This is a genomic window from Arthrobacter sp. UYCu712, assembly GCF_040547005.1.
GTDB lineage: Bacteria > Actinomycetota > Actinomycetes > Actinomycetales > Micrococcaceae > Arthrobacter.
Genome location: NZ_JBEPOZ010000020.1, coordinates 51516 through 74675, shown reverse-complemented (window position 1 = coordinate 74675; position 23160 = coordinate 51516). Strand labels below are relative to the sequence as shown.

18 protein-coding genes are annotated in these 23160 nt (G+C 67.6%); all 18 read right to left on the bottom strand.

The genetic code is table 11. The features are described from left to right. Window positions 1–74: 74 nt before the first annotated feature. The gene (gene dnaE / locus ABIB51_RS17310) at window positions 75–3632 is read right to left on the bottom strand and encodes a DNA polymerase III subunit alpha (protein ID WP_354190203.1); all 3558 of its coding nucleotides are present in this window, start codon (window positions 3630–3632) and stop codon (window positions 75–77) included. 49 nt (window positions 3633–3681) lie between these two features. Beyond that, entirely contained in the window at window positions 3682–4683 is a 1002-nt protein-coding gene (locus ABIB51_RS17305) for an RluA family pseudouridine synthase (protein WP_354190201.1), read from the bottom strand. Further along, window positions 4676–5245 carry a signal peptidase II gene (gene lspA / locus ABIB51_RS17300; protein ID WP_354190199.1) on the bottom strand — a complete coding sequence of 190 codons (570 nt, stop codon included), beginning with the start codon at window positions 5243–5245 and terminating at the stop codon, window positions 4676–4678. Before lspA ends, ABIB51_RS17305 begins: the two co-directional genes overlap by 8 nt. Before the next feature lie 137 nt (window positions 5246–5382). Continuing rightward, window positions 5383–6060, bottom strand: coding sequence for a DivIVA domain-containing protein (locus tag ABIB51_RS17295; protein WP_354190197.1), 678 nt, complete (start codon window positions 6058–6060; stop codon window positions 5383–5385). 149 nt (window positions 6061–6209) lie between these two features. Continuing rightward, window positions 6210–6518, bottom strand: a complete 309-nt coding sequence (locus ABIB51_RS17290; RefSeq protein WP_354190195.1) for a YggT family protein — start codon at window positions 6516–6518, stop codon at window positions 6210–6212. A 136-nt stretch (window positions 6519–6654) separates the two neighbouring features. After that, entirely contained in the window at window positions 6655–7185 is a 531-nt protein-coding gene (locus ABIB51_RS17285) for a cell division protein SepF (protein WP_354190193.1), read from the bottom strand. An 89-nt stretch (window positions 7186–7274) separates the two neighbouring features. Beyond that, window positions 7275–8003, bottom strand: coding sequence for a YggS family pyridoxal phosphate-dependent enzyme (locus ABIB51_RS17280; protein WP_354190191.1), 729 nt, complete (start codon window positions 8001–8003; stop codon window positions 7275–7277). Further along, window positions 7996–8736 carry a purine nucleoside phosphorylase YfiH/LACC1 family protein gene (locus ABIB51_RS17275; protein ID WP_354190189.1) on the bottom strand — a complete coding sequence of 247 codons (741 nt, stop codon included), beginning with the start codon at window positions 8734–8736 and terminating at the stop codon, window positions 7996–7998. The genes ABIB51_RS17280 and ABIB51_RS17275 overlap by 8 nt, the downstream gene beginning before the upstream one ends. Window positions 8737–8835: 99 nt before the next feature. Further along, window positions 8836–10062 (bottom strand): cell division protein FtsZ, encoded by a 1227-nt coding sequence (gene ftsZ, locus ABIB51_RS17270; protein WP_354190187.1) that lies wholly within the window; start codon window positions 10060–10062, stop codon window positions 8836–8838. Between the two features lie 229 nt (window positions 10063–10291). Further along, window positions 10292–11170, bottom strand: coding sequence for a cell division protein FtsQ/DivIB (locus tag ABIB51_RS17265; protein WP_354190185.1), 879 nt, complete (start codon window positions 11168–11170; stop codon window positions 10292–10294). Next, complete coding sequence (murC, locus tag ABIB51_RS17260; RefSeq protein ID WP_354190184.1) at window positions 11163–12590, bottom strand: UDP-N-acetylmuramate--L-alanine ligase; 1428 nt, start codon at window positions 12588–12590, stop codon at window positions 11163–11165. The genes ABIB51_RS17265 and murC overlap by 8 nt, the downstream gene beginning before the upstream one ends. Before the next feature lie 4 nt (window positions 12591–12594). Continuing rightward, entirely contained in the window at window positions 12595–13722 is a 1128-nt protein-coding gene (locus tag ABIB51_RS17255) for a UDP-N-acetylglucosamine--N-acetylmuramyl-(pentapeptide) pyrophosphoryl-undecaprenol N-acetylglucosamine transferase (protein ID WP_354190182.1), read from the bottom strand. 6 nt (window positions 13723–13728) lie between these two features. Then, on the bottom strand, window positions 13729–15267 hold the full coding sequence (gene ftsW, locus ABIB51_RS17250; protein ID WP_354190180.1) for a putative lipid II flippase FtsW: 1539 nt from the start codon (window positions 15265–15267) through the stop codon (window positions 13729–13731). A 2-nt stretch (window positions 15268–15269) separates the two neighbouring features. Beyond that, window positions 15270–16871 carry a UDP-N-acetylmuramoyl-L-alanine--D-glutamate ligase gene (gene murD / locus ABIB51_RS17245; protein ID WP_354190178.1) on the bottom strand — a complete coding sequence of 534 codons (1602 nt, stop codon included), beginning with the start codon at window positions 16869–16871 and terminating at the stop codon, window positions 15270–15272. Next, window positions 16853–17962, bottom strand: coding sequence for a phospho-N-acetylmuramoyl-pentapeptide-transferase (mraY, locus tag ABIB51_RS17240; RefSeq protein ID WP_354190176.1), 1110 nt, complete (start codon window positions 17960–17962; stop codon window positions 16853–16855). Before mraY ends, murD begins: the two co-directional genes overlap by 19 nt. Beyond that, complete coding sequence (locus tag ABIB51_RS17235) at window positions 17959–19572, bottom strand: UDP-N-acetylmuramoyl-tripeptide--D-alanyl-D-alanine ligase (protein WP_354190174.1); 1614 nt, start codon at window positions 19570–19572, stop codon at window positions 17959–17961. The genes mraY and ABIB51_RS17235 overlap by 4 nt, the downstream gene beginning before the upstream one ends. Before the next feature lie 6 nt (window positions 19573–19578). Next, a complete protein-coding gene (locus ABIB51_RS17230) occupies window positions 19579–21231 on the bottom strand; it encodes a UDP-N-acetylmuramoyl-L-alanyl-D-glutamate--2,6-diaminopimelate ligase (RefSeq protein ID WP_354190172.1) in 1653 nt (550 codons plus the stop codon). Between the two features lie 102 nt (window positions 21232–21333). Then, window positions 21334–23136: a peptidoglycan D,D-transpeptidase FtsI family protein gene (locus tag ABIB51_RS17225; protein WP_354190170.1), complete on the bottom strand. Its 1803-nt coding sequence runs from the start codon at window positions 23134–23136 to the stop codon at window positions 21334–21336. Window positions 23137–23160: the final 24 nt, after the last annotated feature.

The following is a 23160-nucleotide window of genomic DNA, read 5'->3' as shown; positions in this document are numbered from 1 at the left end:
CAGCGACGCCGCGTCCCGCTCCGGAGATCACGGCGCAGCGCGGGCACCGCTGGTGCCTCCGTCCGGCACCGGCCTCAGCTGTCCAGGCAGGTCGGGCCGAGGAGCACTTTGAGGTCGCCGAACAGCGACGGGCTCGGGTTGACGCGCAAGTGCACGGGCAGCCCCATGACCTCCACCCTCGAGTCGCCCTGCAGGTGGAGGCGGACCTCTGACTTGCCGCGGTGCGTCCGGAGGACGTCGCCGAGTTCGGTCACGACGGCTTCGGTTGCCTTGTGCGTCTGCATGGTGATCACGAGGGGCCCGTTCAGGCCCTCGCTGAGGTCCGGGACGGAGAGTTCCATGCAGTTCAACGCGACGGCGCCGTCGTCGCGGCGCTGCAGCCGCCCCTTAACCACCACAATCAGGTCTTCGGCCAGCACGGACGCGATGGGACCGTAGACCTGGCCGAAGAACATGACCTCGACGGAACCGCCCAGGTCCTCGATCTCCGCGCGGGCATAGGCGTTGCCGCTGGCTTTGGCGATCCGCCGGCTCAGGGAGGTGATCATGCCCGCGATGGTTACGATGGCGCCGTCGTGCGGCCCGTCCTCGGCGATGAGCGAGGTGATGGACTGGTCTGCGTGCTGGCTGAGGACCCCTTCGAGCCCCTGCAGCGGGTGGTCCGAGACGTAGAGGCCGAGCATGTCGCGTTCGAACGAGAGCTTGTCCTTCTTCTCCCACTCGGGAAGGTCGGGGATCTCGATGCTGAGGGACGCCTCGGATTCGGCCTCGTCGAACCCGGCGAAGAGGTCGAACTGTCCGATCGCCTCGTTGCGCTTGAGCGTGATGACTGAGTCGATCGCCTCTTCATGGATCATGGCCAGGGCCCGCCGGTGGTGGTTCAGCGAGTCGAAGGCGCCGGCCTTGATGAGTGATTCAATCGTGCGCTTGTTGCAGACAACCGCGGGCACCTTCATGAGGTAGTCCTTGAAGGACGTGTAGGCGCCTTCCTTTTCGCGCGCCGTGACCATGGCATCGACGACGTTGACGCCGACGTTGCGGATGGCGCCCATGCCGAAGCGGATGTCGTTGCCCACAGGGGTGAAGTTGAGGGCCGACTCGTTCACGTCCGGCGGCAGCACCGTGATGCCCATGCGCCGGCATTCGTTGAGGTAGATCGCCGATTTGTCCTTGTCGTCGCCGACGGACGTCAGCAGGGCCGCCATGTACTCCGGCGCGTAGTGCGCCTTGAGGTAGGCGGTCCAGTACGAGATCACGCCGTACGCGGCCGAGTGGGCCTTGTTGAAGGCGTAGTCCGAGAAGGGCAGCAGGATGTCCCAGAGCGTCTTGACGGCGGCCATGGAGTAGCCGTTGTCCTGCATGCCCTGGGAGAAGCCGGCGAACTGTTTGTCCAGCTCGGACTTCTTCTTTTTGCCCATGGCGCGGCGCAGGATGTCGGCCTGGCCGAGGGTGTAGCCGGCCAGTTTCTGCGCCACCGCCATCACCTGCTCCTGGTACACGATCAGGCCGTAGGTGCCGCCGAGGATCTCGGAGAGCGGCTCCTCCAGTTCCGGGTGGATCGGGATGACGTCCTGGATCTTGTTCTTGCGCAGCGCGTAGTCGGTGTGCGCGTTGGCGCCCATGGGCCCGGGCCGGTAGAGGGCCAGCACGGCGGAGATGTCTTCGAAGTTGTCAGGCTTCATGAGCTTGAGCAGGGACCGCATGGGCCCGCCGTCGAGCTGGAACACGCCCAGGGTGTCGCCGCGGGCGAGCAGTTCATAGGAGGCCACATCGTCCAGTGCCAGGGACTCGAGGTCGAGGTCGACATCGCGGTTCATCTTGATGTTTTCCAGGGCGTCGGAAATGATCGTGAGATTCCGCAGGCCGAGGAAGTCCATTTTGATCAGGCCGAGGCCCTCGGACGTCGGGTAGTCGAACTGGGTGATGACCTGGCCGTCCTGGAAGCGGCGCATGACCGGGATGACGTCGATGATCGGGTCCGAGGACATGATGACGCCGGCCGCGTGGACGCCCCACTGGCGTTTCAGGCCTTCTATGCCCAGCGCCGTCTCGAAGACCTTGGCTGCTTCCGGGTCAGTGGCGATCAGCTGCCGGAAGTCACCGGCCTCGCTGTAGCGCTTGGAGTCCTTGTTCTGGATGTCCGCCAGCGGGATGTCCTTGGCCATCACGGCCGGCGGCAGCGCCTTGGTCAGCTGCTCGCCCATGCTGAACGGGTAGCCCAGCACGCGCGAGGAGTCCTTGAGGGCCTGCTTGGTCTTGATGGTGCCGTAGGTGACGATCATCGCGACACGCTCGTCGCCGTATTTGCGCGTCACGTAGTCGATCACTTCGGAGCGGCGCCGGTCATCGAAGTCGACGTCGAAGTCAGGCATGGAGACGCGGTCCGGGTTGAGGAAGCGCTCGAAGATCAGGCCGTGGTGCAGCGGATCGAGGTCGGTGATGCGCATGGCATAGGCCACCATGGATCCGGCGCCCGAGCCACGTCCGGGGCCTACCCGGATGCCGTTGTTCTTGGCCCAGTTGATGAAGTCGGCCACTACCAGGAAGTAGCCCGGGAACCCCATGGAAGTGATGACGCCGAGTTCGTAGTCGGCCTGGGTGCGCACCTTGTCCGGAATGCCCTGGGGATAGCGGTACTGGAGTCCCTTGTCGACTTCCTTGACCAGCCACGACGTTTCGTCCTCCCCCTCCGGGCAGGGGAAACGGGGCATGTAGTTGGCTCCGGTGTTGAACGAGACTTCGCAGCGCTCGGCGATCAGGAGCGTGTTGTCGCACGCTTCCGGGTGGTCGCGGAACAGCTCCCGCATTTCCTGCGGTGACTTCAGGTAGTAGCCGCTGCCGGAGAAGGCAAAGCGCGAGCCGCCGTTGTCGTACGTCGGTTCCAGGAGGGTGGAACCCGACTGGATGGCCAGCAGGGCCTCGTGTGCCTTGGCGTCGTGCTCGTGCGTGTAGTGGAGGTCGTTGGTGGCCACCAACGGCAGATTCAATTCCTTGGCCAAGCGCAGGAGGTCACCCGTGACGCGCCGCTCGATGTCCAGGCCATGGTCCATGAGTTCGCAGAAGTAGTTCTCGGCACCGAAGATGTCGCGGAACTCGGCGGCCGCCTCGACGGCTTCCCGGTACTGGCCGAGCCGGAGCCGGGTCTGGACCTCACCGGACGGGCAACCGGTGGTGGCGATGAGCCCCTCGGAGTACGTGTTCAGCAGTTCCCGGTCCAGCCGCGGCCATTTTCCGAAGACCGAGTCCAATGAGGCGAGCGAGGAAGCCCGGAACAGGTTCCGCATGCCCACGTTGTTGTAGCTGAGCAGCGTCATGTGGGTGTATGCGCCACCGCCGGAGATGTCATCCTTGCGCTGGTTCTCTTCGCCCCAGCGGACGCGGGTCTTGTCCGTGCGCGCGGTTCCGGGGGTGACGTAGGCTTCGACGCCGATGATCGGCTTGATGCCCTGGTCCGTGGCCCGTTTCCAGAAGTCGAAGGCGCCGAACAGATAGCCGTGGTCCGTGGTGGCCAGAGCGGGCATACCCAGCCGCTCGGTTTCATCGAACAGCTCTCCGAGCCGGGCGGCGCCGTCCAGCATGGAGTACTCGGTGTGGTTGTGGAGATGGACAAACGAGTCGTTGCTGGAAGTCACCGGACCATTCTAGTGCCGGGCTGCGGACTCCGCTGCCAGGCACGACGGATCAGGCCTGGCCTGACTCCAGGACTTCCAGCGCGTAGGACAGATCCTGCGGGTATTCGCTGGTGACGGTGACCCGCTCGCCGGTGCGGGGGTGGTCGAAGGACAGCTGGCGGGCATGCAGCCACTGCCGGGTGAGCCCCAGGGTGGCGGCGAGCCGGGGGTCCGCCCCGTAGGTCAGGTCACCGGCGCAGGGGTGGCGGAGCGCGGAGAAGTGCACCCGGATCTGGTGGGTGCGGCCCGTTTCGAGGTGGACCTCCACGAGGGAGGCCTTTCCGAACGCTTCCATCACCTCGTAGTGGGTGATGGAGTCGCGGCCGTCTTCGATCACGGCGAAGCGCCAGTCGTGGCCGGGGTGCCGGCCGATCGGGGCGTCGATGGTGCCGGCCAGCGGGTCCGGGAGCCCCTGCACGACGGCGTGGTAAACCTTGTCCACGGTGCGCTCCTTGAAGGCGCGCTTGAGGGACGTGTAGGCCTCTTCGGTTTTGGCGACCACCATCACGCCGGAGGTCCCGACGTCGAGCCGGTGCACGATCCCGGTGCGTTCCGGCGAGCCGGACGTGGAGATCCGGTAGCCGGCGCCCGCGAGGCCGCCGACGACGGTGGGGCCCACCCAGCCCGGCGACGGGTGCGCGGCCACCCCGACCGGTTTGTCGATGACGACGAACTCGTCATCGTCCAGCAGGATCAACAGGCCTTCCACAATTTCCTCCACGACTTCCACGGGGTCCCGCCGTTCGGGGACGACGACGTCGAGAACGGCGCCGGGGCTGAGTTTGAGGGATTTTCCGACGGCTTTGCCGGCGCTCGTGACGTTGCCTTCGGCGATCAGCACGGCAGCCTGGGAGCGGGAGATGTCCATCAGCAGGGCCAGTCCGGCGTCCACCCGGGTCCCGGCCAGGTCCTCGGGGACCACGATGCGCCGGGGCGCGCCGGATTCCTCGGCAAGGTCCGCGAGGTCCTCGGCTTCGTCTTCGCTCAGGTTCTTCGGGGCTTGCTCAGACATCGCGTTCGGCTGCTTCCTTGGTGTGGTGGGTTCCGTCGAGGGAAATGCCCTTCAGGGTGAGCAGGCAGATGATCACGACCGAGGAAACGACGGCGGAATCGGCAATGTTGAAGATCGCGAAGTTGGGCAGCTGGATGAAGTCCACCACATGGCCCATGGCGAAGGAAGGTTCCCGGAACAGCCGGTCCGTCAGGTTTCCGAGGGCCCCGCCCAGCAGCAGGCCCAGGGCAAGGGCCCACCAGACCGAGCCGAGCTTCCGCAGCTGGAGCAGGATCGCCACGGAGACGGCCGCCATCACGATGGTGAAGACCCAGGTGACGTTCTCGCCGATGGAGAACGCGGCCCCGGAGTTGCGGATGTAGTACCAGTGGAGCAGCGGGGGCAGCACCGGGATGCGCTCGCCCTCGACCATGGTGCTGGTGACCCAGAGCTTGGTGAGCTGGTCGAACACGTAGGCGAAGACGGCCAGCCCGGCGAAAACGCCGAGCAGGAGGGCGCGTCGGGGCTTGGGGTGCGCAGCAATAGCGGGCGTCGTGGCGTCAGGCGGTGGGGCGTCAGTCATAGGGCTTTCATTCGCGAGCCGGTGCGGGCACTGGGGGCGTACTTCCTGGCCCGGAGGCCACGGAAGCTGCAGTTAATGGCAAAAGCCGGCGGCCGAGGGAACCTCAGCCACCGGCTTTCAGAATACTTGCTTAATACCTAGCTGCTTGCTTCGACCTCAGGGGCCGCCACGGAGCCACGGGCATCGAGGTCGCGGAGCTGGCCTTCGATGTAAGCCTTCAGGCGTGAGCGGTAGTCGCGCTCGAAGCCGCGGAGCTGCTCGACCTTGCGTTCCAGCACGGAGCGCTGCTGCTCGAGGGCACCGAGGATCTTGCGGGACTTTTCCTGCGCGTCGTTGACAAGGCTGCTGGCCTCGATCTGCGCTTCAGCGATGATCTTGTCGCGCTGCTGCTCGCCGTCGGCGACGTGCTTGTCGTGCATCTGCTGCGCCATGGCGAGCAGGCCGGCAGCGGACTCTGCCGCGGGGGTGGAGGCTCGTGCCGGGGCAGGAGCGGGAGCCTTCTCGGCTTCCTTCTTCTTCGCAGCCTCGGCAGCCTTGGCCTCGGCTTCTGCCTTGGCCCGCTCTTCCTTTTCCTTGTCGGCCTTGACGGGTGCCGGCACCTTTTCCACGACGGGGGCCGCGGCGGTGGAGCTGGCAGGCGTGCCGGCGCCGGATTCGGCGAGCTTCTTGCGGAGCTCGTCGTTCTCCTGGTTCAGGCGTCGCAGTTCGACGACGATTTCGTCCAGGAAGTCATCGACTTCGTCCTGGTCGTAGCCTTCGCGGAACTTGGTCGGCTGAAAGCGCTTGTTGACAACGTCTTCTGGCGTCAAAGCCATCTGGTCACCTCGTTGGTCTAGTTAGTCAGTAGGCCTTCCGGCCGTCAAAACTACGGTACCTAAATATGGTCTGGTTCCTCTAATTCAACACCGCAGTGTCAAACCGGAGTTTCATTCAGTTTGGGGCGCGGAGCGGGTCCGCGGTCCCGCTACGCCGCGATCGGCTGGGCGAAGACGAGGCTCTTGGCTACCGCCATCGCCACTGTCACCGCGACAAAAAGCAGCAGGAAGCCAAGGTCGAGCGAGATGCCGCCCAGCCGCAACGGCGGAATGAGCCGCCGGAGCAGTTTGAGGGGCCGGTCTGTGATGGAATACACAGCGTGCGCGGCCACGAGGGCCACACCGCGCGGCCGCCAGCTCCGCGCGAACATCTGTACCCAGTCAAAGACAAGCCGGACAATCAGTGCCACGAAAAAGAACAGCAGCGCGATATAGACAAGTCCGAAAACAATTCCCATGAGTTAACTCATATCTCCATGTTCATTCCGGATACCGCAGTGTCCTTACGATGGTTATGCCTCTATTTCAACACGGATATTTCATCACTGATGCCAGACAGGTGTCCCTGCCTGGCATCAGTGATGAAATCCTGTGCTAGCTCTGGTTGAAGAAGGCGGCCTGGGTCTCGCTGATCTTCTTGTCATCGCCGATGACTTCAACGTACGACGGCGAGAGCAGGAAGACCTTGTTCGTGACCCGCTCGATGCTGCCGCGCAGGCCGAAGACCAGTCCCGCGGAGAAGTCGACGAGGCGCTTGGCGTCGGCTTCGCCCATGTCGGTGACGTTCATGATGACGGGGATGCCGTCACGGAAGCTCTCACCGATGAGTTTGGCGTCGTTGTAGGAGCGCGGGTGGATCGTGGTGATCTGCCGGAGCCCGGTGGTCTCTTCGCGGCTCGAGGCCGCTCGCTTGATGGGTGTCACAGGTGCGCGATATTCCTCTTCAGCGGATTGGGGCTCTTCCCGGGGGACCTCGCGTACAGGCGCCGGCGCACGGCGCTCCTCGCGGTCGTGCTCCATGGAATTGTCCTCATCCTTGTGCGGTGCAGGGTGCTCAGACTCGTAATGTTCCTCGCCATCGGCGAGCCCAAGATAGATCATTGTCTTGCGCAGAGCGCCAGCCATGGTCGACTCCTAATCGTGTCCGTAAGCGGGCCGCTCAAAATGACCTGACAGCCTTGGAATTCCCGCCATTACCTTCCAATACGTCGAACCTACCGCAACGCCGGACGCGGACCGAGAATATCGGAGCCAATCCGTAGGTGTGTCGCCCCGAACCGGATGGCCGCTTCGAGGTCCTGGCTCATGCCGGCGGAAATCCCCGTGGCGTCCGGGTGCCCGGCGGTCAGCCGGGCCGAGATCGCCGCGAGCTTCTCGAAGGCGCGTCCCGGATCGGCCCCGAGCGGTGCCACCGCCATGAGCCCTGCCAGCCGGAGACCGTCGGAGCTTGCCAGCCCGTCGGCCAGCGCGGGGACATCCTCAGCGGGCGCGCCGCCCCGGTGCCCTTCGGCGTCGTCGTCCAGGCTGACCTGGATGAAGCAGTCCAGCGGCCCGCGCCCCGTGCGTTCGCGTTCGGCAGCCATGGCCTTGGCCAGGGCGCCGGCGAGCTGGAGCCGGTCCACGGAGTGCACGGCATGGGCGTACCTCACCACCGACTTGGCCTTGTTGCTCTGGAGCTGGCCGACGAAGTGCCAGTGGAGGTCCAGGCCGGCCAGCCCGGCGGCCTTGTCCGCGGCTTCCTGGTCCCTGTTCTCGCCGACATCGGTGATGCCCAGCGAGGCAAGCCGCCGGACGTCCTCGGCGGGGTGGAATTTGGTGACGACGATCAGCCGCGGCGGGGAATCCTGCCGCCCGGCCACGGCCACGGCGTCGTCAATACGGTGCCGGACGGCCGCGAGGCGCGTCCGGAGCTCCGCCAGGCGCGGATCGTGCTGTTCATCCATCGGTGTCCCCTTCCGCGCCGGCCCGCAGACCAGTCCAGACCAGGCCGGCGAAGCGGCCGGTGTGGCTGTTGCGGCGGTAGGAGAACAGTGTGTCGTCTTCGAGGGTGCAGCCGCCGGAGTATTCGACCGTGACGCCGTCGGCCTCGAGCTGGCTGCGGACTCCCGCCGGAAGGTCCAGCCCGGGTGTCATGCGGGAGGTGTCGCACCAGGTCGCGGGCACAATCGCGGCGACGTCTGCCCTCATCCCGGCGGGCACCTCGTAGCACTGCCCGCAGATGGAGGGTCCGATCCAGGCGCGGATCTGCCCCGCCCCGAGCCCGCGCATGCGCGCGACGGCGGCGGGCACCACGCCGGATGCCACGCCGGGCCGGCCGGCGTGCGCCACACCGAGTACGGGTGCTCCCCCGGCTGCCCGGTCCCCCACGAGGACCACGGGCACGCAGTCGGCCACCATGACGGCGAGGGCCCGGCCCTCCGAGACCATGGCATCGGCTGTCGGGCCTGCGGGTTCGGCCGGGCCTGCGGGTGCGCCTATGGTGGCGACCTCGTTGCCGTGGACCTGGCTCATGTACTGGAAGCCGGGGGCGCCGAGGCCGGCGGCCCGCTCAAGCTCCCCGCGGCGGCGCCGGACCTCCGCCGGATCGTCGCCGACATGGAGCGCCAGGTTGCCGGCTGCGGCGTCGGTGAAAGCCACCCAGACGCCCGGCCGGACTTCCGCCCGCCACGAAAACACTCAAAACCCCGAATCGTTGCCAAACTTGTTTGCAGAACTTCGATCCTACGAGAAAGCACCATGGCACTGCCATCCGGCAGTGCCATGGTGCTTCAGGACCTACTTGAGGAAGTCGGGGACATCCAGGTCATCGGAGTGGCGGCCGGACAGGTCAGGCTCCACGACGGACGGCAGGTCGACGTCGAAGCCGGAGTCTGCCGGTACTGCGGACGGGCGCTGCTGGCCCCAGCCGCCGTAACCGGAAGCGCCAACCGTGGCGTGCAGCGGCTGGACCTGGGCCGAGGACGGAGCCTGGGCCGGGGCGGGGGCTGCTGCGGGAGCGGCCGGGCGCTGCGGAGCCGTCTGCGGCAGGGACTGGTCCATGGACGGCGAGGTGGCCTTGACGTCGTCGAAGCCGGCCGCGATGACGGTCACGCGGGCCTCGTCGCCGAGGGCGTCGTCGATGACCGCACCGAAGATGATGTTGGCCTCGGGGTGGGCGACTTCCTGGACCAGGCGGGCAGCCTCGTTGATTTCGAAGAGGCCCAGGTCCGAGCCGCCCTGGATGGACAGCAGGACGCCGTGGGCGCCGTCGATCGATGCTTCCAGCAGCGGGGATGCGATGGCGAGCTCCGCGGCCTTCACGGCGCGGTCTTCGCCGCGGGCCGAGCCGATGCCCATCAACGCGGAACCTGCGCCCTGCATAACGGACTTGACGTCGGCAAAGTCAAGGTTGATCAGGCCCGGGGTGGTGATCAGGTCGGTGATGCCCTGGACACCGGACAGCAGGACCTGGTCGGCGGAACGGAACGCGTCCAGGACCGAAACGTTGCGGTCGCTGATGGACAGCAGGCGGTCGTTCGGGATGACGATCAGCGTGTCGACCTCATCGCGGAGGGCGTCGATACCCGCCTCGGCGGAACCTGCGCGGCGGCGGCCCTCGAAGGTGAACGGGCGGGTGACGACGCCGATGGTCAGCGCGCCCAGCGAGCGTGCGATCCGGGCCACGACGGGCGCGCCGCCGGTGCCGGTGCCGCCGCCTTCGCCGGCGGTGACGAAGACCATGTCAGCGCCGCGGATGACCTCTTCGATTTCCTCGGCGTGGTCCTCGGCAGCCTGCCTGCCAACCTCAGGGTTCGCACCGGCTCCCAGGCCGCGCGTCAGCTCACGCCCGATGTCGAGCTTGACGTCTGCATCGCTCATCAACAATGCCTGCGCATCGGTGTTGACCGCGATGAACTCGACGCCGCGAAGACCGACCTCGATCATGCGGTTGACTGCGTTCACGCCACCGCCGCCGATGCCGACGACCTTGATGACGGCCAAGTAATTCTGCGGAGCTGCCACGTTACGTGTCCCTTGTTCGTGTTCTATTGCGAAAACTGATGGAGTCGGGCTTGAAGCTCGAACCTTAACCTTCGAGTTGAAGGTTATAGTTATGTCAAGTAACTCATGTCTGTGACGGTATTTCCTATGCAGGGGACATTCAATTACCGGGGCCGCGTGTCGCGGGAATACCGGCCAAATACCCTTAATTGGTGCCGCCGTGGCGCTGTGCGGGCCGCGCGGCCGGCCGCTACCTCGTCACAGGGTGGCGCGGCACGCTGACATCGTAGATCTTTACCGGATTTTTCGGGTCGGCCGGAACCTTCAGGAGGGCGGCGAGGACCCGGGCCTTGAGCTCCTTCTCCCCCGCGTTCCCCCAGACGACGGTCTGGCCGTCCACGAGCTTGAGTTCGACGGCGTCCGCGGACTTCGCCGAGGCATCGGAGAGCTTGGCGAGCACGTCCGCCGGAAGTGCGCCAAGGACCGCGGTGACGGCATGGAACAGTTCCGGTACCGGGGCACCGTCGCCGGCGTCGATGACCGGCAGCGCCACCGCGGTGGAGTCCGTGGCGGTGCTGAGCTGGACGCCGTCGGCGTCCACGAGCTGGAAGGCCTCGCCCTGCTTGAGCATGGCCACCGGCACGCGTTCCGTGATGCGGACCGCCAGTGTCGCGGGCGGCCGGGCCTGGGTTGCCACTGCCTTGACCTGGACGAGGGGCTGCAGGAGGGCATTGACGTCCTCGTCGCTGATCTGCGGCAGCGGCCTGCCCTGCAACGGCGCCAGGGCCGACTGCACCTGCTCGGCACTCAGCAGCTTCGTGCCCTCCACTGTGACGGTGCGCAGCGCCAGGACGGGGCTGTAGACAGCCGCCAGGACGATCGCAGCGACGACTCCCGTGATGATCCCTACGGTGCTCAGGAGGATCCGCTTCCGCCGCTTGGCCTTGGGTTCGGGAAACGACAGCACATTGTCCTGCTGCCTGTCCGGAGTGCCGGCTCCGGCGGGGCGGACTCCGGGACCGGAATCGGTCTTCGACGCCGAGATCACGTCGGAGGCCCCGCCGGCTGCACGCTCCGGCGGCGGACGCCGCGAACCGGTCTTGTACGTGGGGCGCCGGCTGCTAGGCACCGGCTGCTCCGGAATCCTGTGCGCCGGCGTTCAGGGCCTCGACGATCAGCGGGCCGTAGCCGGTGACATCACCGGCCCCGGCCGTCAGCACGATGTCACCGGGGGCCGCGGCGGCCACTACCGCCTGCACCGCCTCATCCGCGGCAACGAGCCGGCCGCCCCGGCCAAGGTGTTCGGCGATGAGCTCGCTGCTGACTCCGGGGATGGGGTCTTCACGGGCGGGATAGATGTCCAGGACCATCGCGGTGTCCGCAGCGTTGAGCGCCCCGGCAAATTCCCGGGCGAATTCGCGGGTCCGCGAGAACAGGTGCGGCTGGAACAGCACATGCACTTTGTGCCCGCCGGCCACGGACCGGGCGGCGGAGAGCGCGGCCCGGACTTCGGTGGGGTGGTGGGCATAGTCGTCGTAGACGCGCACGCCGCGGCCCTCGCCCTTGAATTCGAAGCGCCGGGAGGCGCCGGAGAAGTGTGCGAGGGCTCCGGCCGCGGCCCCGGGAGCCACCCCGAGTTCGAGCGCGACGGCGAACGCCGCGGCCGCGTTGAGCGCGTTGTGCCGGCCGGGAACCTGCAGTTCGACGCCGAACCGTTTCCCGGCGGTTTCGATCCAGACGTCGCCCGGGCCGCCGTCGTGGAGCTTGAGCGCGGCATCGTCCGCCGTGCCGTAGAGGACCACCCGGGTATTGCCCCGCTCGAGGGTGCGCCGGGCCAGTGCCCTGGCGCCGTCGTCGTCGGCGCAGGCCACCAGGACGCCGTCAGCGGGCAGCAGCGCGGTGAAGTCGTCGAAGGAGGCGTAGACCGCTTCGGCCGTGCCGTAGTGGTCCAGGTGGTCAGGCTCGACGTTGGTGACGACGGCGATCTGCGGACGGTAGTTCAGAAAGGAGCCGTCGGACTCGTCGGCTTCGGCGACGAAGATGCCGGAGCTGCCGTGGGCGGCGTTGACGCCGAGCGCCGGCACATTCGCGCCGATCGCGAAGGAGGGATCGAGCCCGGCGCCCTGCAGCAGGACGGTGATCATCGACGTCGTGGTGGATTTACCGTGCGTGCCGGCCACGGTCACGATCGTGTCCTCCGCCATCGTTGCCGCGAGGGCCTCGGAGCGGTGGAGCACGGACAGCCCGGCAGCCCGTGCCGCGGCCAGTTCGGGGTTGTCCGGGCGGATCGCGGAGCCTGCCACGACGGTCTGGGCGTCACCGAGGTTGGCGGCGGCGTAGCCGACATGGATCCGGGCACCGGCGGCGGCGAGCTCGGCCATGACGGGCAGGTCCTTGGCGTCGGAGCCGCTGACCGGCAGTCCGCGGGCCACCATGATGCGGGCGATGGCGGACATGCCGACCCCGCCGATGCCGATGAAGTGCACCCGGCCGAGGGACTCCTGGGTGCGCGCGGCCTGGGGCTCGGGCTCGTGGTGGGGCTGGGTCATGGCGTTACTGCTTCCTGCCGTGGCGGTTTGAGGACGATGCGGCTTCGAGGACGAGCCCGGCCATGCGCCGGTCTGCGTCGCGGATGCCGAGCTGTCCGGAGCTCGCTGCCATCCGGGCGAGCCGGTCGCCGTCCTGCAGCAGCGGGATGATGTTGTGGCGCACCCAGTCGGGCGTGAACGCGTTGTCCGCCACGATCAGGGCCCCGCCGGCTTCGGCCAGGCCGGCGGCGTTGAGCGCCTGTTCGCCATTGCCGATCGGGAGGGGCACGAAAACCGCGGGCACGCCGACGGCTGCCACCTCGCAGACGGTGGCGGCTCCGGCGCGGGCCAGCAGCAGGCCGGCCGCGGCATAGACGGTTTCCATGCCGTCCACGTATTCGACCTGCTGGTAGCCGGGAGCCGCGAGGGGCTTGCCGTCGGCGTCGTGGACGGATTTGTCGCGTCCGGTGATGTGCAGGGTCTGGATGCCGGCCGTGGCGAGGATCCCGACGGACGCCGCGATGGTGCGGTTGATGCTCTGCGCACCCGAGGAGCCGCCGGTGACGACCAGGGCGGGCCGTTCCGGATCCAGCCCAAGCTCCGTCCGGGCGGCCGCCATGAGGGCCGGACGGTCGAGGCCGGAGATCTCCCGGCGCATCGGCATGCCCACATGTACGGCCCCGGGCAGCCTGGTGCCGGCGAACGCGACGGCCACCGTGGCCCCCAGCCGGGCGCCCACGCGGTTTGCGAGTCCCGGCCGGGTGTTGGCTTCATGGATGACGATCGGGATTTTCCGGCGGCGGGCGGCAAGGTACATGGGCGTGCACACGTATCCGCCGACGCCGACCAGGACATCCGCGCCGGCCTCATCGAGGAGGACGCCGGCCTGCTTCACCGCACCGGCGAGCCTGCCGGGAAGCCGCAGCAGGTCCATCGAGGGTTTCCGCGGAAAGGGCACCCGGCTGATGGTGGCGAGGTCCAGCCCCGCGGCCGGGACCAGCCGGGCCTCCATCCCGTTGGGTGTGCCGACGGCAAGGAGCCCGGCATCCGGGCGGGCTTCCCGGATCGCGTTCGCGATGGCCAGGAGAGGGCTGATGTGCCCGGCTGTTCCGCCGCCGGCGAGGACAACGGACAAGGACGACTCGGTACTCATGGAGGCCTATTTACGCTTTCGTGCTGGGTTTTTCGGGGCGGCGATCTTGCGTGCGGGGCCCTTGGGGGCGGGGCTGCTGGAGGTTGGGCCCTTGGGGGCGGGGCCCTTGGATGCGGGGTCCTTGGGTACGGGGTCCTTGGGTGCGGGGTCCGCCGCCCCGTTCCTGCCGGCGGCCCGGGTCGCCGCGCTCTTGCGAAGGGACCTGGCCAGTCCGGCCGGACCGAACCTGAAGAGCCCCTTGGGCTGCATGCCGGGCGCCATCTGGGCCCGGGCAAGAGACAAGACTACGCCGATTGCGCACAAGGACATGAGCAGGGCGGAGCCGCCATAGGAGATGAACGGCAACGGGATGCCGACGACCGGAGCCAGGCCGGTGACGACGGCCATGTTGACGGTCGCCTGGCCCAGCAGCCAGACCATGATGGTGCCGGCAAGGACCCGGTGGAACATGTCCTTCTGGGCAACGACGACGCGGTAGATGGCGGTGCCCAGGATGGCGAACAGGACCAGGACCACCAGCGTACCGATCAGGCCCAGCTCCTCGCCGATGATGGCGAAGATGAAGTCGTTATGGGCCTCGGGGATCCAGCTGTACTTCTGCCGGCTCTGGCCCAGCCCCACGCCGAACCAGCCGCCGGAGGCGAGGCCGTAGAGGCCGTTGGTCGACTGGTAGTTCAGGTCCGAGCCGTCGGCGCAGGTCTGGCCGGTCCAGGACAGGATGCGGCAGACCCGGTTGGGGCTCGTGATGGCCAGGACGGCCGTGGCGGCGCCCAGGAGTACCGCCCCAATGCCGAACACATAGAGCCGTACCCCCGCGAAGAAGAGCGCCGCGGCCGTGATGATCATGACAATCATCGCCGTACCGAGGTCGTTGCCGGCCAGGATGAGGCCGATCACGAGCGCGGCGACCGGTGCCACCGGGATCAGGGCATGCTTGGACTGGCTGAGGAGCTTGGTCTTGGCGCCGAGCACGGTCGCCATCCAGAGGGCAAGGGCCAGCTTGGCGGCTTCGGAGGGCTGGAAGGTGAAGGGGCCGATGTCGATCCAGTTCTGGTTGCCCAGGGCGCTGCGGCCGATAAGCAGCACCAGCACCAGCAGGACCAGGGCAGCCATGATGGCCAGCCAGGCGAAGCGTTTGAGCCAGACGACGTTGACCCGCGAGAGCAGGAACATGCAGAAGAGTCCGATGGCTGCAAACATTCCCTGCTTGAGGGCGGCCGAATAGGGCGACTCCCCCGCGGCGATGGCCTCGACGCTGGAAGCGGAGAGCACCATCATGATGCCGATCGCGGTCAGTGCCAGTGTGGCGCCGAGGATCAGGTAGTACGTGGAGCCGTTGCGGGACTTCCCGGTGCCTTCCAGCGCGGACCAGAAGCCCCGGGACAAGCCGCGGACCCTGGCCGCGGGTGACTGCCGTTTTGCCGCCGGGCCGGACGCCTGCGGCGCTGCTGCCTTCGGGGCTGTTGCTGTTGCGGATGGAGCCTCCGCGGATGATGCTTTCGCGGCGGTTTTGGCCGCGGGGGTGCGTGTGGGCGTGCTGACCATTGTTACTCCTCGCTGGTCTGAGCCTGCCCTTCCACGAGCCCGCGGACAGCTTCGATGAAGGCGTCGCCACGGTGAGCGTAGGAAGAGAACTGATCCATGGATGCGGCCGCCGGAGCCAGGAGCACGGTGTCCCCCGGAGCGGACAGCTGCGCCGCCGCGGCAACGGCCTGGGCCATCACAGTCTCACCGAAAATCGGCGAAGGACCTGCTTCGGCATCGGCCGGTCCGGCAGGTTGCACGTCTTCAGTCTCGCCCTTGGCGTGCCCGATCACGGGGACATCGGGGGCGTGTCGCTGCAGCGCGGACAGGAGCCCGCTGGAGTCCGCACCGATCAGCACCACAGCCTTGAGCCGGTGCGCGTGCTCCCGGACCAGGGATTCGTAATTGACGCCTTTGGAGAGTCCGCCGGCGATCCACACGACGTGCTCGAATGCGGACAGCGAGGCGGCCGCGGCATGCGGATTGGTGGCCTTGGAATCGTTGATCCAGAGCACGCCCTCGTGGCGGGCGACGGCCTGGATGCGGTGCTCGCCCGGCAGGTAGTTCAGCAGTCCCTGCCGGACGGCGGACGGTTCGACGCCGTAGGCGCGGACCAGGCCGGCCGCGGCCAGGGCATTGGCCACCATGTGCCGCGGTGCCACCGGGCCGAGGTCGGCGATGGAGGCCAGCTCGACGGCGCTGTCCTTGCGCTCGGCGATGAAGGCGCGGTCCACGAGCAGGCCCTCCACGACGCCGAGCATGCTGATGGCCGGGGTGACGGTGGTGAAGCCCACGGCGCGGCAGCCCTCCACGACGTCGGCTTCCTCCACCATGCGTTCGGTTTCGATCTGTTCGGCGTTGAAGATGCACGCCTTCTGCGTGTTTTCGTAGACCTTCGCCTTGTCGGCCAGGTAGGAGGCGTAGGAGCCATGCCAGTCAACATGGTCTTCGGCGACGTTCAGGCAGACGCTGGCCACCGGCGAGACGGAATGGCTCCAGTGCAGCTGGAAGCTGGAGAGCTCGACGGCAAAGACGTCGTAGTCCACCGGGTCCCGCAGGGCGTCCAGGATCGGCGTGCCGACGTTCCCGACGGCGATCGCCTTGAGCCCGGCGGCCTGCAGCATGGACTCGGTGAGGCCCACGGTGGTGGTTTTTCCGTTGGTCCCGGTGATGGTCAGCCAGTCGGCGGTCTTGCGCCCTTTGCGTTCCCGGACCCGCCAGGCGAGTTCGACGTCGCCCCAGACCGGGATGTGGGCCCGTGCGGCGGCGGCCAGCAATGACTGGTCCGGCCGCCAGCCCGGGGAAGTGACGATCAGGTCCGGCTTTGCGCCGTCGATCCTGGGCACGGCGGTGACGGCGTCTTCGCCCAGCAGTACGTCGGCGGCGCCTACGATCTTCAGCGTGTCCGCCTGGGCCTTCGCTTTGGGGGTGGTGGCGGCGTCCACAACCACAACCCGGGCGCCGAGTTCAATCAGGGTGTCCGCGGCGGCAAACCCGGAAATGCCGATTCCGGTGACCACGACGCGCAGGCCGGACCAGTCGGAATCCCAGCTGACCAGGTCCTGCAGCCGGGGTGAGGTGGTGAGGGCGGCGGGGATCGGGCCGGTCACAGGAGTACCACCCATTCGGCGTAGAAGATTCCGAGGCCCGCGGCGACAAAGAGTCCGCAGAGGATCCAGAACCGGACGACGACGGTGACTTCCGCCCAGCCCTTGAGTTCAAAGTGGTGCTGGAGCGGGGCCATTTTGAAGAACCGCTTGCCCTTGGTGATCTTGAAATAGCCGACCTGGATGATGACGGACAGCGTGATCAGCACGAAGAGTCCGCCGATGAAGGCAAGGAGGAGTTCGGTCCGGGACAGGATGGCGAAGCCCGCGACGGCGCCGCCGATGGCCAGCGAACCGGTGTCCCCCATGAAGATTTTCGCCGGCGACGTGTTCCACCAGAGGAAGCCGACCAGGGCGGCACTCAGGATCGCGGCCAGCAGTGCGAGGTCCAGCGGGTCCCGGACGGAGTAGCAGCCGCTGCCGGCCTGCCGCGGGGAGCCACAGGCCTGGTTGCTCTGCCAGATCCCGATCAGGGTGTAGGCGCCGAACACCATCACCGAGGCGCCGGCGGCGAGACCGTCGAGGCCGTCCGTGAGGTTCACGCCGTTGGTCGCCGCGGTGACGATCAGGTTGGACCACAGCACGAACAGGATGGCGCCGAGCACGGTGCCGCCGAAGGCCAGATTGAGCCAGGGGATGTCGCGGACCAGGGAAATCTGGGTGGACGCGGGGGTCAGTCCGTTCTCGTCCGGGAACCGGAGGGCCAGGACGGCGAAAATGATGCCGACGGCGGCCTGCAGGATCAGTTTGGCCTTGGCGTCCAGGCCGAGGCTGCGCTGCTTGGAGATCTTGATGAAGTCGTCCAGGAAACCGACCAGCCCCATGCCGACCATCAGGAAGAGCAGGAGCAGGGCCGAGGCGGAGGGGCCCGGTGACGCCGGGTTGATCATCCACATGATGAGGTGGGTGAGCCCGTAGCTCGCGAGGACGGCCAGCACCACGATGGTGCCGCCCATGGTCGGCGTGCCGCGCTTGGTGTGGTGCGAGGTGGGTCCGTCATCGCGGATGAACTGGCCATAGCTCTTGCGGACCAGTAGCCGGATGAACAACGGGGTGCCCACGAGGGCAAAAAGCAACGCCAGGCCGGAGCCCATCAGCAGTGCAATCACAGCAGCGCACTCCCTTCAGTGGCGGTTCCGGCTGGTTTTCCAGCGGCATTTCCAGCAGGTATTTCGGCAGGTATTACGGCGGCATTTCCAGCAATGGGTTGCGCAGCGCTTCCGGCGGCTTGTGGACGTAATGCTATCCGATCGCCCAGATGGCGCAGCCCGATGCTGTTCGAGGACTTGAACAGCACCATGTCGCCGGGTTCGAGCTCGGCCTGCAGGAGCTCGTAGGCCGCCTCGGCAGTCTCGGCGAAGACGCATTCGTCGCCCCAGGACCCCTCGTTGACGGCGGAGACATAGAGCGAGCGTGCCTCCCGGCCGACCACCACCAGCCGGGAGATGTTGAGCCGGACCACCTGGGTACCGACCGCCATGTGCTCGCGGATGGAATCGGGGCCCAGTTCGAGCATGGCGCCCAGGACCGCCCAGGTCCGGCGGCCCCGGCCGAGGTCGGCCAGGGTGCGCAGGGCGGCACGCATCGATTCCGGGTTCGCGTTGTAGGCATCGTTGATGATGGTGACGCCGTCGGGCCGTTCGGTGCGTTCCATCCGCCACCGGCTGGCAGCGGTCTGGGCGCTCAGCGAGGCGGCGATCTGCGCGGCTGCTATGCCGGCGGCGTGGGCCGCGGCGGCGGCTGCCAGCAGGTTGGAGACGTGGTGGGCGCCAATGAGCCTGGCGGTGACTGGCTGCCCGGCGTCGTCGCCCGGCAGGAAGAGCTCGAATTCGGGGCTCCCGCCGGCGTTCAGCTCGAGGTTTTCCGCACGGACACGCTGTGCACCGGCGCCGTATGTACCGGCCCTGTCTGCACCGGCTCTGCCGGGCTGGCCGTCGCGGGCGGGCTGGGAGGAGAAGCCGAGCACGGCGGCACTGGTGCGGTCCGCCATGGCGGCGACGCGGGCGTCGTCCAGGTTCAGGACGGCGGTGCCGGTGGCTGCCAGGGCTTCGACGAGTTCGCCCTTGGCGACGGCGATGTTCTCCACCCCGCCGAATTCGCCGGCGTGGGCTGTGCCCACCCCGAGGACGACGCCGATGTCCGGGCGCACCATGTCCGCAAGGTAGCGGATGTGGCCAACGCCGGTGGCGCCCATCTCAATGACGAGGTAGCGGGTGTCGAAATCGGCTTTGAAGACGGTGAGCGGGACGCCCACCTCACCGTTGTAGGAACCCTGCGGGGCGACAGTGTGGCCGGCCCCGGAATCCCCTGCGAGGATCCCGGCGAGCAGGTCCTTCGTGGTGGTCTTGCCCGCGGAACCGGTGATGCCGATGACGGTCAGCGCAGCGCCTTCGGCTGCGCGGCGGGCACGGATCCGACGGACAGATTCGGCGGCGAGCGCCCCCATGGCGAGGACCGAGTCCGCCACCACGACGGCCGGGTAGTTCCGGCCCGCGGCGTCGGCGACGTCATGCTCCACGAGGGCCAGCACCGCGCCGAGAGCGAAGGCGGCGCCGACGAAATCATGTCCGTCGGCCGTCTCACCCGGCTTGGCGACGTAGAGGGAACCCGCTGTGGCTTCGCGGGAGTCGGTCACCACTGAGCCGGGCGTGATGCCCGGTTCGGCGGCCAGCCGGCCGTTGGTCAGGTCGGCGATTTCCGCCGCGGTAAATGCAATCATGTCGGTTTAGGACTCTATCCGCTGGTCTTGGAGAACGGTGAATCCCCGTGCTGTCAAGGCGGAGCGGAGCTCCACCCTGTCGTCGAGGGCGAGGTTGACGCCCTTGACTTCCTGCCACACTTCATGGCCCCGTCCCGCGACGAGGATGGTGTCCCCGGGCCCGGCCAGCTCGACGGCCCGGCGGATGGCGGCGTCGCGCGGGAAGACCTCCTCCACCGTGCAGTCGAGGCCCTCGCGGTCCTTGGCCTCGAGGGCACCGGCGAGTACGCCTGCCCGGATGGCGGCGGCGTCCTCGTCGTGCGGGTCATCGTCGCTGACGATCACGGTATCCGCGAGCCGGGCGGCGATGGCCCCCATCGCCGGGCGTTTGCCCTGGTCGCGCTGACCGGTGGCGCCGAAGACGATGATCACTTTCGAACCCGGCTCCGGTGAACGGACAGCCTCGAGCGCCCGGGCCAGGGCGTCGGGGTTGTGGGCGAAGTCGACCACCGAGGCCGGCGCCGTGCAGACGAGCTGCATGCGGCCGGGGACGGCGACGGTGAACGGATCCCGGGCGTCGAGGGCGGCCTGGACGGCGGCGGCATCGTGGCCCCCTGCGAGCACCATGACGGTGGCCAGGGCGGCGTTGGCGACGTTGAAGCTGCCCGGGAGGCCGGTGTGCACCCGCAGGCCCGTGCCGCCGCGGTGCTGGAGCGTGAAATCAGTGCCGAGGCCCCGCGGGGTCTGGCCGGTGACGGTCCAGTCCGCCGTCCCGCCGTCGGCGTCGGTGGCCGGGTCCGTCGAGAGGGTGGTGACGGGGATGTCTGCCGAGGCAGCCAGCTTCACACCCCATTCGTCGTCGACCGCCACCACGGCGGTGCGCGCGCGTTCAGCGGTGAAAAGGCGTGCCTTGGTCCTGAAGTACTCCGCCATGCTCCCGTGCAGGTCCAGGTGGTCCTGGGTCAGGTTGCTGAAGCCGGCGACGTCGAACACGATGCCGTCCACTCGGTGGAAGGACACCGCATGCGAGGAGACTTCCATGGAGGCCGCATCGAGGCCGCGTTCGCGCATGAGGGCCAGGAGGGCGTGGACGTCGGTGGATTCCGGCGTCGTGAGCAGGCTGGGAATCGGTTCTCCGCCGGCAAGGATCTCAATGGTCCCGATCAGGCCGGTCTTCTGCCCGAGGGCCTGCAGCAGGGCGTTGATGAAGTAGGTGGTGGTGGTCTTGCCGTTCGTGCCGGTGACGCCGTAGAGGGCGGGCGCGGCAGCGTCGTCCGGCCGGCTCCGGTAGATCAGGGCAGAGAGCCGGCCCACGAGGCTCCGGGGCTCCCCCGCCAGGAGCACCGGCACGGTGATGTCGTTGGAGAGCGCCAGCATGCGCGCGCCGGCGTCGTCCGTCAGCACGGCGGCGGCCCCCGCCTCCACGGCCTGGGAAACAAAGTCGGCCCCGTGCCGGGTGGCTCCGGGCAGCGCGACGTACAGGTCGCCGGGCTGCACGGCCCGGGAGTTCAGCGAGATCCCGGTGACGGGCACGGCGCCGGAAGCTCCGGGGACAGCGACGCCGATCGACTCACCAATGGTTTTCAGCGGCACCGCGGCGACCGCGGCGGGCCGGAAGCCAGGGGTCGCGTCATGGCCGGACGGCGCAGGGGAAGCGTCTGGGGCGTTGAGCTCTGACAAGTGGATCTCCATTTGTGGTGCTAGCGGATCTTGCGCTGCGCACGGAAAGATACTCCGGCCCGCAGGCTTCGTTTTGGTACTGGGTGCTCAATGGTGCGGGCGCTACTTGGCGAACTGCGGCAGCCGGGCGGGCTCGCCGGTGGACGGCTGGACGTTGAACGTCCGCAGCGTCTGACTCATCACCGAACGGAATACCGGGCCATTCGAGATACCGTAGATATCACCCTTGGGCCGTTGCAGGACCACTCCAACAATAAACCGCGGATCGTCCATCGGCGCCATCCCCACCATGGAGGCGGTGAAACCGCAGAACCCGGATTTGCCGTCATCGCACGGCGACTGGGACGTGCCGGTCTTCGCGCCGACCCGGTAGCCGTCGATCCCGGCTTCCTTGATCTGGCCCTCGGTCACGGCACTTTCGAGGATGTCGCGGACCTGCCTGGCCGTGTCCTTGGACACCACCTGCCGCGGCTCCTGGGCCGGGACCTTTTCCTCGGTGCCGTCCGGGTCGATGTAGCTGTCGATCAGCCGGGGCTGCAGCATAACACCGTCATTGGCGATGCTCTGGAACGCCCGGACCGTCTGGAGCGTGGACTGCGAGACGCCTTGTCCGAACAGCACCGTGTACTCCTGCCGGCCGTCCCATTCGTCGGCCGGAGTCAGGATGCCCGTGGCCTCAGCCGGGAGCCCGATCTTCGGGGCTTCGCCGATACCGAACTTCTGCAGCCAGTCGTGGCGCTGGTCCTTGCTCAGCCGCTGCCCGGCCATGACGGTTCCGGTGTTCATGGACCAGCCCAGGATGCCTGCCAGGGTCCGCTCCTCGGTGCCGTGGACAAAGGCGTCGCTGAAGGTCTGGCCGTCCACCGTGTACGTCGGCGGGATGGTGAACCTGTCCAGCGGGTTGGACAGGCCCTCTTCGATCAGGGCGGAGGCGGTGATCATCTTTTCCACCGATCCGGGCTCGTAGGCGGCGGTGATTGCCCGGACGCCGCGGTCCTCCGGAGCGGAGTTTCCCGGGTCGTTGGGATCCGGGGAGTTGGTGTCCGCCATGGTGATGATGTTGCCGGTTTTGATGTCCGAGATGATGATGACGCCCCATTCGGCGCCGAGCTTGTCACGCTGGCTTTGGATCGCCTGCTGCGCGAAATACTGGAGATCCGAGTTGAGCGTGAGCTTGATGTCCTTGCCGTTGACGGCGGGAGTCAGCTGGTCCACGCCTACCGGGATACGCAGCCCGTCGGCGCCGATTTCAAAGAGCCGCTTGCCCGGTGTGCCCTTGAGGACCTCGTCCTGGGTCTGTTCGAGCCCGGCCTGGCCGGCGGTGCCGTCCTTCAGGAATCCCACGATGCCGCCGGCGACGGCCCCGTTGGGATAGACGCGTTTGCTGGTGCCTTCGGTCACGATGCCGGGGATCTGCAGTTTGGAGATGCGGTCCTCGACGTCGGGCTTCAGGTTCTTGGCCACGATGTAGTACCGCTTGTCGCCGGTGAGGGCGTCCTTGACGTCGTTCCGCTCCATGCCAAGCACGGCGGCGAGCTCGGAGATGCCCTGGTCCCGGGAAACCTTGACCAGTTCATCCTTGCCGTCGACAGGTTCGAGCCGGCGGAACGTCTCGGTTTTGGTGTTGACGGTCTGGTCGACCACGATGTTGTAACGGATCACACTGCTGGCCAGCACGGTGCCGTTGGAGTCCAGGATGCTGCCGCGTTCGGCCGGCAGCTCGATCGGCGTGAGGCGGTTGTTGAGCGCTGCCTCGGCCATGCCGCCGACGTCGAGTCCCTGGACCAGGAAGAGTTTGCCGCCGACGACGAGCAGTAGCGTGAGCATCAGGCCGAGGCCCAGCCGCAGCCGCTGTGTGGCGCTCGGCACTTTTGCCTTGCGTGCCTTCCGGGTGTTCTGCGCCACGATGATTCCTTGCTGCTTGCCTGG